This is a genomic window from Halarchaeum acidiphilum MH1-52-1 (genome assembly GCF_000474235.1).
In the GTDB taxonomy this organism is placed as follows: domain Archaea; phylum Halobacteriota; class Halobacteria; order Halobacteriales; family Halobacteriaceae; genus Halarchaeum; species Halarchaeum acidiphilum.
This window is the reverse complement of sequence record NZ_BATA01000084.1, coordinates 1-9,976: the sequence shown is the minus strand read 5'-3', so window position 1 is coordinate 9,976 and position 9,976 is coordinate 1. Positions and strand designations below refer to the sequence as shown.

Genomic DNA, 9,976 nt, shown 5'->3' with positions numbered 1-9,976 from the left:
GCGCGCGGGCGGCGTCGTCGAGTCCCGCGAGCGGCCGGTCACCGTCACCGCGCCGACGCCCGTGCTCGCGGTGCACCGTCGCGTCCGACTGTTCGAGACGCGCCTGCATCGCGGCGTCGCCGCCGGATCGGGCCTCGCGCGCCGCGCGACCGTCTCGCTCACCGCCCTCGCGGAGGCCCGCGGTCTCGCGCAGCACGGTGGCGCGCCGATCGCGGACGTCGTCGCGAACCGACACGTCGCGCTCGTGACGAACCGGAACGTCCTCTCGCTCGAACGCGCGGCGTTCGGGAGCGCGGACCCGCTCGGCGTGAGCGCGACGCGTCGCGCCGCCGTCACCGTCGCCGGTCGGGATCTCCTCGTGGGCGCCGAAACGGCCGTCGGCGAGGCGAACGGAACGGGGGCGGACGCCGCGGGGCGCCTGCTCTCGAGACTCGAACCCGGCACCGCGAACCCCCAACCGGTGCCGCTCGCGCCCGCCGCGGACGACGCGCTCGTCGCGTTCGCGGGCGACGGCGGCGCCGACTCGCTCGACGGAGTGATCCGCCGCGCGTACGCCGTCGACGTCCGCCTCGTCGTCGCCGATTCGACCGAGGGCGACGCCCCGGACCCGACGCTCCCCGACGGCTACGCGCGGATCGAGTCCGCGACCCGCACGCTGCGCTACCACTATCAGCGCCATCGCGCCGTCGTGATCGTGGGGGCGCGCCCGGTCTCCGGCGGCGCGCTGCCGACGCCGACGGACGGGCGCGCGTGGGTTCGATCGAGCGCCGTTCGCGACGCGATCGACGACGCGCTCGGTCGGCACCTCGCGCTCCGCGCCATCCACGGCACGATCGACGACGGCTCGTTCGTCCTCCATCCGGACGTGCCCGCGTCGCGACGGCGGGCAGTCGTCGCTGCGCTCGCGCGGACGCACGCCGCGCTCCGGAACGTCACCGCGCACGCCGAGCGGCGCGCGTTCCTCGACGGCGACCCGCTCGCCTCCCTCCCGGCGTCGATCGACGCGACCGTCGACCGGATGCCCGCGTCGCCGACGGTCGACGAACGCGCCGCCGCGCTCGCTCGCGAGACGTACGCGGATCGCGTCCGCGCGCTCGTCGCCTCACGACGATCGACGCTCGCCGCCGCGCAGGCGTCGCTTCGCGATCGGCTCGCCGCGCACAACGTGTCCGTCACGCCGCCGCCCGTCGCGGGACCGGACGCCCCGCCGATCCCGATGCGCGTCTCCGCCGATCCGGCCTACCTCTCGCTCGCCCGCGTGACGCCGGACGATGCGCCGGTCGAGGCGTCGGACTACCCGCTCGCCGCGCGGAACGTCAATCTGTTTACAGTCCCGTCCGCCGACGTCGTCGAGAGGGTTCTGACCCTCCTCGCGACGGGGGAGACGGATCCGGTGTCGTACGCGTCGGCGGCCGCGACGCTCCGCGCGGCCGAGCGGGCGGGCGCGGATCGGGCGACGCTCCGTCGCGACGTGCGCGACGCGACGGGGACGGCGCGGGAGACGATGAACGACGTCCTCAGCGCGCACACCGGCCTCTCGGCGGCGGATCGCGGCCGCGCTCTCGACGCCGCGTTCGCGCGCTGGCCGACGCCCGCGACGCGCGCGCTCGCAGTGGCGAACGGCTCGCTCCCGGCCGCGGTGGCCGCGGCGGCGGCCCGCGAGGGCGCTGATCGACGTGGATTCCTCGCCGCGCGCCTCCAGCACGCCGTCCGCGCGCGTCGGGCGGCCGGCGACCTCACGATTCACGGCTCGCGCGTCGATCCCGTCCGGTCCGCGGTCCGGTCGGCCGTCGCCACCGCCGCGGCGGACGCGACGCAGACCGCCGCCGAAGCCGCGCTGGAGCGCTCGACGCTCGCGCTCCTCCCGTCCGGTCTCCCGATCCTCCCGCTGCCCGGCCAGTGGTACGTCACGGCGAACGCGTGGGAGATCGCGGCGCGCGGCGGGTACGCCCGCTTCGAGGTCGACGCGCCGCTCGGTCGGCCGGGCGTCGCGGGCGGGACGCTCCGGTACGTCCGCGCGGACGCCCCCGTGACGCTCGACGTGGACGGCGACGGTCGCGCAGACCCCCTCGGCGTCGACACCGCGCTCGGCTTCGACTACCGCACGGGCGTCGTCGCGGTCGTCCCGCCCGGCCCGCGCGGCGTCGGCGACGTCGGCCGGATGGTCGAGGTGTCGCCGGGGTGGGGTGCGAGCGGCGAGTGAGAAACCCCCATTTATCCCGAGCGCCAACGATCGGATATGCTGACCGAGGCAATCGCCGATCCCGAGGCGACGTCCCCCGCCGAACTCCGCACCCAGTACCTCGCCGCGCTCACCGCCGTCGTGGAGGAACGCGGCGCCGAGGGCGTCGCCGGGGAGACCGATCTCTCCGCGGACCGCGTCGAGTCGCTGCTCGCGGACGACGACGCGACGATCACCGTCGAGGAGGCGGCGGCGGTGCTGTCGTGCTCGCCGGACTACCCCGCGGCCGACGACTACCTGCTCGAGGTCCGCGATCACCTGATGTTGCAGATGAGTTCCGCCGTCGTCGACGTCGACGCGCTCCGGCGCGGCATCGAGACGGATCTCGACGCGAAAGAACTCCAGCAGAAGGTCGAGGGGCGCCGCGAGATGACGCTCGACGAGTACGCGCGCGTCGTCCGCCACCTCGCGGTCGAGAACCCGTGGTGATGCGGGTCGCGATCCTCGGCTGCGGCTACGTCGGTCTCGAACTCGGCCGGCAGCTCGCGGCGGCCGGCCACGAGCCGATCGGGGTGCGCCGCTCCGACGACGGTCTCGCCGCGATCCGCGACGCGGGCTTCGACGCCGTGCGCGCGGACGTGACGGACGCCGCGAGCCTCGACCGCGTCCCGGACGTCGATGCGGTCGTCTTCGCGGCGTCCTCGGGCGGGCGCGACGCCGCGGCCGCGCGCCGCGTCTACGTCGAGGGCCTGCGGACCGCGATCGACGCCTTCGGCGAGCGCGAAGCGAGTCCCAGTCAGTTCGTCTACACGTCGAGTACGGGGGTCTACGGCGACCACGGCGGCGACTGGGTGGACGAGGACACTGCACTAGGGCCGACGACCGAGAAGACCGACGTGCTCGCGGAGGCCGAACGCGTCGCCCGCGAGCGCCCGGCCGAGCACGGAATGGCGGGGCGTGTCGTCCGCTTCGCCGGTCTCTACGGACCCGAGCGCTCCCGGTTGGAGCGCTACATCACCGGATCGGTCGTCGAGGGGTACCTGAACATGCTCCATCGGGACGACGCCGCCGGGATCGTCCGCTTCGCGCTGACGGAGACCGACGAGCCGGTGGTGCTCGCGGTGGACGACGAACCGGTCGATCGACGCGACTTCGCGGACTGGCTGGCGGACGCCTGCGGCGTCGAGCGCCCCGCGAAGCTCACCCGGGACGAGCGCCTCGCCGACGACTCGCTCTCGGAGGCGGCGCGCCGGCGGCTCACGACGAGCAAGCGCTGCTCGAACGCGCGGCTCCGCGACCTCGGCTACGAGTACGCGTATCCGACGTTCCGCGAGGGGTACGCCGATGCGGTGCGGGCGTACCGCGCCGGGCGCTGACGCGCGCGCTTCGGCCGGCTTTTCCCGTCCGTCCGCCTACGCTCCCGCATGGAGTACACGCAGGAGCGGGTGGCGACGCTCCACGACTACGGCGCGGCGGCGCCGGACGCCCCCGTGGGTCGCGCGACGGTCGTCGTCCCGATGACCGAACGGGAGTACGCGGGGCTGGCCGCGGAGGGCGTCCTCTCGACGCTCGCGACGCTCGACCCCGAGCGCGTGCTCGTCCCGCTGCGCGCGTCCGCCGAGCGCGTCCCGGCCTTCTGCGAGTGGTTGGACGGGTTCGACCTCCCCCTAGAGGTGCTCTGGTGTTCGGGACCGCGGGTCGCCGACCTGCTCGACGCCGCCGGTCTCGACGGCGCGACCGGAAAGGGCCGGGACGTCTGGCTCGCGCTCGGTCTCGCGGCGAACTCGGCGCACGTCGTCCTCCACGACGCGGACGCGGAGAGCTACGACGAGCGCGACGTCCCGAAGCTCCTCGCGCCGCTCGCGGGCGACTTCGACTTCACGAAGGGGTACTACGCCCGTGTGGAGTCCGGCCGGCTCTACGGGCGGCTCTTTCGACTCTTCTACGAGCCGCTCGTGGCGGCGCTCGCGGAGCGTCACGACGCCGCGATCCTCGACTATCTCGGCGCGTTCCGTTACGCGCTCGCGGGGGAGTGCGCGATGACGGCCGACGTCGCGCGCTCGCTGCGCGTCCAGCGCCGCTGGGGGCTGGAGGTCGGCACGCTCGGCGAAGCCCATCGCGCGGTCGGCGTCGACGGGGTCGCGCAGGTCGACCTCGGCTTCTACGAACACGACCATCGCTCGGTCTCCGGGCCGACGGGACTCGGCGACATGAGCGCGGGCGTCGGCGACGCGCTGTTGCGCGCCGTCGAGGAGGCGGGCGTCGATCCGGACTACGGGACGCTCCCGGGGCGATACGTCGAGACCGCCGAGCGCTTCGAGCGCGGCTACGCGGCCGACGCGGCGTTCAACGGCTTCGAGCACGACGCGGCCGCGGAGCGCGAGCAGATCGAGACGTATCGCGAGTCGGTCACGCCGCCCGGACCGGACGCGCGCCTCCCCGCGTGGGACGACGCGCCCCTCTCGCCCGCGGACGTCCGCGAGGCCGCGAACGCGGATCTGGACGCGATACGTTGAAGCGCCCGCGGCGCGCACGGGACACCAGTGACCCTCGATTCGGACGAACTCGCCGGCGTCTGTGACCTCTTCGGCGGCCTGACGCGCGCCGAACTCGCCGACGCCGTCGCGGATCTCGCCGCGCGCCGCGGCGACGACCACGATCGCGACTCGCACGACGCCGCGGTCGAGGACGCCCGCGAGACGTACGCGCTCGTCGAGATCGACGGCGGCGTCGGTCTCGATTTCGCCGATCTCGACGCCGACGCGCCGCTCCTCGTTCCCGGCCCGCGGGCGTTCCCGACGCTCCCCGACGGCGGCGAGGACCTCCCGCACCTCCTCGACGCGCCGCGTCGTGATCTTCCACGAGAGACCGTCGAGACCGCGGTCCGGGCGCGACTCGACGCCGACGTCGCCGCGCTCGCCGCCACGGGTGCAGAGGACGACGAGACGGAAACTGCCGACACCTCCGGCGACGACGCCTCCGCGACCGATCCCGACCTGCTCCTCGACGTCACGTACGACGCCGCGGCGCTCACGGGCGCGGACTTCGCCGACGTCCGGGAGGCGATCGACGACGCGCGGTGACGCGGCGCGAGGAACGGTTAAGGGGGCGAGGTGTCTGCACACCGGTATGGACCTCGGTCGCATCGCCGCCCACCGTCCCGATACCGTGGCGGACGCGGAGCGCGAGGCGGCCGTCCTCGTGCCAGTTGTCGAGCGCGCCGAGGGACCCGCGCTCCTCTTCACGAAGCGCGCCGACCACCTCGGCGAGCACCCGGGGCAGATGAGCTTTCCCGGTGGCGGGCGCGAGCCGAGCGATGCCGACTCGACGGCGACGGCGCTCCGCGAGGCCGAGGAGGAGATCGGTCTCCGCTCCGAGGAGGCGCGCGTGGTCGGGCGCCTCGACGACATCGAGACGGTGACGGGGTACGCGATCACGCCGGTCGTCGCGCGCGTCCCGGATCGCGAGTACGACCCGGACCGCCGCGAGGTGGCCGAGATCGCCGTCCTACCGCTCGCGGCGCTCACCGATCCCGCGAACCACGAACTCGAACGCCGCGACCACCCGGAGCACGGCGAGATCGACGTCCACTTCTTCCGCGTGGCCGGCTACACCGTCTGGGGGGCGACGGGGCGCATCCTCGCGCAGTTCCTCGAACTCGCCTGCGACTGGGAGCGCCCGTCGGACCCCGACCGCGTCGTCGATCCGGACGTCGAGGGGTGAATCCGCTACGCTTTTGCCGCCTCCGCGGCGTACCACGAGTACACATGGTCGCACAGACGAGTGGTCGCGTTCCGGCACCGTTCTGAGATCCCCTTCGTGAGAGTGATTCGTCCCCGTCGAGCGCACGCGGAGGTCCCGCGATGTTGAGCGCCGAAGCCCGCGTCCGCGAGTCCGGCATCGACGCGGTCGCGCTGAAGCCGCTGGAGTGTGACGTCGCCGTCGCGAGCGATCTCCCCTTCGACACCGTGGTCGTCGACTACGAGGGCCGCGAGCACCTCCCCGATCCGGCCGTGCTCGCCGACCTCGCGGCCGCGCGCGACCTCCGGATCACCGTCCCCGTCCGCGCGAGCGGGTTCGATCCGCTCGGTGACGACTCGATCGCGGCGACGCTCCCCGACGCGGCCGGTCGGGTCTTCGTCGCCGGCCACAGCGCCTACCTCGACGACGCCGAGTGCGAGAAGCGCGTCGCACCCCGCCTCGGCGCGGCCGTCGAAACCAACCCGGACGCGTGGGTCGGGACGGAGGGCATCGAGCGCCTCGCGCTCGCGACGGGCGCCGGCCAGTTCGAACTGCTCTCGCGCTCGACCGACCGCGACCTGCGCGCGCTCCGCGCGGCCGGCTACGACGGCCACGTCTCGCTCTACGCGCCCGTCGTGCTCGCCGACGACGAGGACGCCGTTCTCGACGCTGTCGGCGCCTACGCGGCGCGGCGCGGTCCCGTGCGTCGCGCGCTCCCCGACGGCGCGGCGACGGACGGCACGGCGAGCGGGCGCGCACGCGAGGTGCTCTCCGCCGCGGTGCGAGATTACGCGCTCGTCGGCGACGCGGAGACGGTGGGCGAGCGCGTCGCGGAACTGAAGGCCGCGGGCGCGGACACCGTCGTCGGCTACCCGGCCCGCGGTCCCGCGGCGTTTCGCTAGTCGAGCACGAGGTACGTCCTCTCGCCGTCGCGCTCGAAGTGCGCGTCCCGCTCGCGGACGAACGAGCGCACCCACGCGAACGACGTCTCCGTGACGTCGATGCGCGCCTCTTCCCCCGTCGGCTCCTCGACGACGACGTCTCCGTGACGTCGATGCGCGCCTCTTCCCCCGTCGGCTCCTCGACGACGTCGTATCCGTCGACGCTCATACGTCACGCTACGCGCGAACGATGGTAATAACTCACCCGTGCGCGCGGTGAAAGTGAAAGTCGTCGCGAGCGGGCGTCACGACGCGGGAGGACCGACCCCAGCCGAATCCGCGCACGTTGAAGTGATCGCCGCGCCACCGGTCGGTATGCACGGAGACGGACGCGACGATCGCGGGTCGGCGGGGTGCGGGCGATGACGGCGCGCCGGGTCGCGGTCGTCGGCGGCGGCGCGGTCGGCCTGACCGCCGCGTACGACCTCGCGTCGCGCGGCGCGGACGTCGTACTGTACGAGCGCGACGACCTCGGGGCGGGGAGCACGGCGCGCGCGGCCGGCATCGCGTACGACGCCTACGCGGAGGACGTCGACGTGGCGCTCGCCGAGCGCGCCATCGAGCGCTTCCGCGCGTTCTCGGGGGCGGGCGACTTCCGCTTCGCTCACACGCCGTACCTCTGGTTCGTCACGGAGGGCGGCGCGGCGGCGGGCGCGATCCGCGAGCAGGTCGAGCGGATGCGCCACCACGACCGCGACGTCGAACTGCTCGACGCCGACGCGATCCGCCGGGAGTTCCCGGTGCTCCGCGCGGACGACATCGTCGCCGCGGGGATCGCGCGGACGGCCGGTACGGTCGATCCCGTCGCCTACGTCGATCTGCTCGCCGCGAAGGCGCGAGAGGCGGGCGCGGACGTACGGACGGGAACGCCGGCGACTGTCGCGCTCGATCCGCCGCGAGTGAACGGCGAGGCGTACGACGCGGTCGTCGTCGCCGCGGGCGCGTGGACGGGCGGCGTGCTCGCCGAGGCGGGCGTCGACGTCCCGCTCGAACCTATCGGGTGCAGGCGCTCGTCGCAGACGGTCCGGCCATCCCGATCCTCTACGACGCGACGCGGGAGTATTACGCTCGCCCGCACCCGCGCGGGGTCGTCGCGGGCGACGGCGTCACGGCACCCGCGGACCCGGACGACTACGACGGCGACGCGGACGAGGCCTTTCGCGAGCGGACGACTGCGCGCCTCCGCGAGCGCGTCGTGAACGCCCGCGCGCCGGTACAGCGTTCGTGGGCGGGCGTCTGCGCCCGGACGCCGGACAACGACCCATTGCTCGGCGAGGTGGCGGACGGGCTGTACGTGGGCGCCGGGTGGCACGGTCACGGGCTGATGCGCGCGCCCGCGGCCGGCGAGCGCCTCGCGGAAGACGTGCTCGGGGAGCGCGACGGCGTCGCGGCGTTCGACCCGACGCGCTTCGGGTAGCTACTCGACGGCGACGCGTTCGCCCCGCGGGACGTAGACGTGGAGCGTCCCGTCCTCGCGGAGGTCGGCGCGCGTGCCGTCGGCGCCGGGCGCGGCGTCCGCGGGGAGGTCCGCGTGGCCGTCGAGCGAGAGCGCGCGCCCGGCGAGCAGCGTCTCGAAGCCGTCGCGGTAGTCGCGGAAGCGATCGAGGCGAACGCTCACGCCGCCGTCCTCGGCCGTGACCGTGACGTCGCGCGCCTCGACGCCGGGCGCGTCGAAGACGACGAGGTACTCCTCCTCGCTCTCCAAGACGTCGACGGGAAGCGGCGTTCGCTCTTGGAGGCGGCTGGCGGCTCGTCCAACGCGTTTCAGGACGGCGCGGCTCGCGGCCTCGCCGTACGTCACGAGATCGCTCACAGCTCGATCTCTTCGAGGGAGGACTCCGACCCGCAGTAGGGACACCGGAGGTCGGCGGCCGAGACGTCGTCCGGCGCGTCGTACGTGTAGTGGAGTTCGGCCATGTCGAGTTCGCAGCCGTCCGCCGTGCAGGTGACTTCCATCGTCGCGGGCATGCTCGTGCGTTCGACCGCAGGGTCAATAAACGCGCGGGCTTCCGCGAATCCGGCCCGCACGTCGCGCCCGCTCGGCGCCTCTCCGCCCGCGCGCCGCGTCCGGACGGTCGCGTTTTTACGCGTCCGTCCCCTTCGCGCACCCATGACCGATCCCGCGACGCTCGACGTGACCATCGTGGACGGCTACGTCGACGAGCCGGCGCACTTCGGTGTGCCGCCCTACATCTCCACGTATCCGCGCTACACGGCGGGCGCGCTCGTCGACGCGGGCGTCCCCGAATCGCGGATCACCTACCACACCATCGACGCGCTCCGCGAGGAGCGCTCGCGGTGGCTTGACGTCGAGGAGGCGGATCTCATGATCTACCTCGGCGGGATGACCGTTCCCGGGAAGTACGTGGGCGGGACGCCCGCGGAACCCGACGAGGTGCGCGAACTCGCGTGGACGGCCGACGGCACGAGCCTCATGGGCGGCCCGATCCGCTTCGGCGTCGGCGAGGAGAACGCGGGCGCGCAGGACATGGCGCGCGACGACCTCGACTTCGACTTCCTCGCGATGGCGGACGTCGAGGCCGCCGCCCACGATCTCGTTTCGAGCGGTCTCGAGGGCTTCGAGGACCGTTATCGCGACAACGACGAACTCGATCGCTGGGCCGAATCCGGGGCGTTCGTCGTCGAGCAACACCCGAACCACCCCGACTACCTCATCGCCGAACTCGAAACCTCGCGCGGGTGCGCCTACCGGTGTTCCTTCTGCACGGAGCCGATGTACGGCGATCCGGACTTCCGCACCCCCGAATCGGTCGTCTCCGAGGTCGCCGCGCTCGCCGACTCCGGCGTCGCGGACTTCCGCATCGGCCGGCAGGCCGACATCCTCGCGTACGGGGGGGACGGCGAGGCGCCGAATCCGGACGCTCTTCGCGACCTGTATGGGGGCATTCGCTCTGTCGTGCCCGACCTCGGGACGCTTCACCTCGACAACATGAACCCCGTGACGATCGTGGACTACCCCGAGCGGTCGAGAGAAGCGATCCGCGTCATCGCCGAGCACAACACGCCCGGCGACACCGCGGCGTTCGGTCTCGAATCCGCCGATCCCGTCGTGCAGGAGGAGAACAACCTCCTCGTCACCGCCGACGAGTGC

13 protein-coding genes are annotated in these 9,976 nt (G+C 73.6%); 10 read left to right on the top strand and 3 right to left on the bottom strand.

The window, feature by feature from the left end:
- From AOZ13_RS14260 to AOZ13_RS12005, 7 genes are all read left to right on the top strand, one after another.
- The coding region (locus AOZ13_RS14260; protein WP_049934110.1) for a DUF7286 family protein at nucleotides 1-2,203 on the top strand (2,203 nt) is incomplete at its 5' end.
- Between the two features lie 36 nt (nucleotides 2,204-2,239).
- Nucleotides 2,240-2,671: a DUF5791 family protein gene (locus AOZ13_RS12030; RefSeq protein ID WP_020222976.1), complete on the top strand. Its 432-nt coding sequence runs from the start codon at nucleotides 2,240-2,242 to the stop codon at nucleotides 2,669-2,671.
- Nucleotides 2,671-3,558, top strand: coding sequence for an SDR family oxidoreductase (locus AOZ13_RS12025; protein WP_021780701.1), 888 nt, complete (start codon nucleotides 2,671-2,673; stop codon nucleotides 3,556-3,558). The genes AOZ13_RS12030 and AOZ13_RS12025 overlap by 1 nt, the downstream gene beginning before the upstream one ends.
- A gap of 48 nt (nucleotides 3,559-3,606) precedes the next feature.
- Nucleotides 3,607-4,698 carry a glycosyltransferase family protein gene (locus AOZ13_RS12020; protein WP_021780700.1) on the top strand — a complete coding sequence of 364 codons (1,092 nt, stop codon included), beginning with the start codon at nucleotides 3,607-3,609 and terminating at the stop codon, nucleotides 4,696-4,698.
- A 27-nt stretch (nucleotides 4,699-4,725) separates the two neighbouring features.
- Nucleotides 4,726-5,265: a DUF7109 family protein gene (locus tag AOZ13_RS12015; RefSeq protein ID WP_021780699.1), complete on the top strand. Its 540-nt coding sequence runs from the start codon at nucleotides 4,726-4,728 to the stop codon at nucleotides 5,263-5,265.
- Between the two features lie 46 nt (nucleotides 5,266-5,311).
- Nucleotides 5,312-5,905 (top strand): NUDIX hydrolase, encoded by a 594-nt coding sequence (locus AOZ13_RS12010; protein WP_020222460.1) that lies wholly within the window; start codon nucleotides 5,312-5,314, stop codon nucleotides 5,903-5,905.
- A 140-nt stretch (nucleotides 5,906-6,045) separates the two neighbouring features.
- Entirely contained in the window at nucleotides 6,046-6,825 is a 780-nt protein-coding gene (locus AOZ13_RS12005; RefSeq protein ID WP_049934109.1) for a DUF7388 family protein, read from the top strand.
- Here the strand turns inward: AOZ13_RS12005 and AOZ13_RS12000 are convergent.
- Nucleotides 6,822-7,040 (bottom strand): hypothetical protein, encoded by a 219-nt coding sequence (locus AOZ13_RS12000; protein WP_021780697.1) that lies wholly within the window; start codon nucleotides 7,038-7,040, stop codon nucleotides 6,822-6,824. The genes AOZ13_RS12005 and AOZ13_RS12000 overlap by 4 nt on opposite strands.
- Before the next feature lie 186 nt (nucleotides 7,041-7,226).
- Here AOZ13_RS12000 and AOZ13_RS11995 point away from each other — a divergent pair, with 186 nt between their 5' ends.
- Nucleotides 7,227-8,063, top strand: a complete 837-nt coding sequence (locus AOZ13_RS11995; RefSeq protein ID WP_234402875.1) for an NAD(P)/FAD-dependent oxidoreductase — start codon at nucleotides 7,227-7,229, stop codon at nucleotides 8,061-8,063.
- Nucleotides 8,060-8,281: an FAD-dependent oxidoreductase gene (locus tag AOZ13_RS15085; protein WP_234402874.1), complete on the top strand. Its 222-nt coding sequence runs from the start codon at nucleotides 8,060-8,062 to the stop codon at nucleotides 8,279-8,281. Before AOZ13_RS11995 ends, AOZ13_RS15085 begins: the two co-directional genes overlap by 4 nt.
- Here the strand turns inward: AOZ13_RS15085 and AOZ13_RS11990 are convergent, their stop codons facing one another.
- A complete protein-coding gene (locus AOZ13_RS11990; RefSeq protein ID WP_021780695.1) occupies nucleotides 8,282-8,677 on the bottom strand; it encodes an Hsp20/alpha crystallin family protein in 396 nt (131 codons plus the stop codon).
- The gene (locus tag AOZ13_RS14570) at nucleotides 8,674-8,832 is read right to left on the bottom strand and encodes a DUF7559 family protein (RefSeq protein ID WP_020222338.1); all 159 of its coding nucleotides are present in this window, start codon (nucleotides 8,830-8,832) and stop codon (nucleotides 8,674-8,676) included. The genes AOZ13_RS11990 and AOZ13_RS14570 overlap by 4 nt, the downstream gene beginning before the upstream one ends.
- A gap of 142 nt (nucleotides 8,833-8,974) precedes the next feature.
- Here AOZ13_RS14570 and AOZ13_RS11985 point away from each other — a divergent pair.
- Nucleotides 8,975-9,976, top strand: a 1,002-nt coding sequence (locus AOZ13_RS11985; RefSeq protein ID WP_148294594.1) for a radical SAM protein, incomplete at its 3' end; no start/stop codon positions are given.

Coding starts and splice junctions, on each gene's coding strand:
- AOZ13_RS12030 (WP_020222976.1), top strand. CDS start 2,240: ATGCTGACCGAGGCAATCGCCGATCCCGAGGCGACGTCCCCCGCCGAA.
- AOZ13_RS12025 (WP_021780701.1), top strand. CDS start 2,671: ATGCGGGTCGCGATCCTCGGCTGCGGCTACGTCGGTCTCGAACTCGGC.
- AOZ13_RS12020 (WP_021780700.1), top strand. CDS start 3,607: ATGGAGTACACGCAGGAGCGGGTGGCGACGCTCCACGACTACGGCGCG.
- AOZ13_RS12010 (WP_020222460.1), top strand. CDS start 5,312: ATGGACCTCGGTCGCATCGCCGCCCACCGTCCCGATACCGTGGCGGAC.
- AOZ13_RS12005 (WP_049934109.1), top strand. CDS start 6,046: ATGTTGAGCGCCGAAGCCCGCGTCCGCGAGTCCGGCATCGACGCGGTC.
- AOZ13_RS11995 (WP_234402875.1), top strand. CDS start 7,227: ATGACGGCGCGCCGGGTCGCGGTCGTCGGCGGCGGCGCGGTCGGCCTG.
- AOZ13_RS14570 (WP_020222338.1), bottom strand. CDS start 8,832: ATGCCCGCGACGATGGAAGTCACCTGCACGGCGGACGGCTGCGAACTC.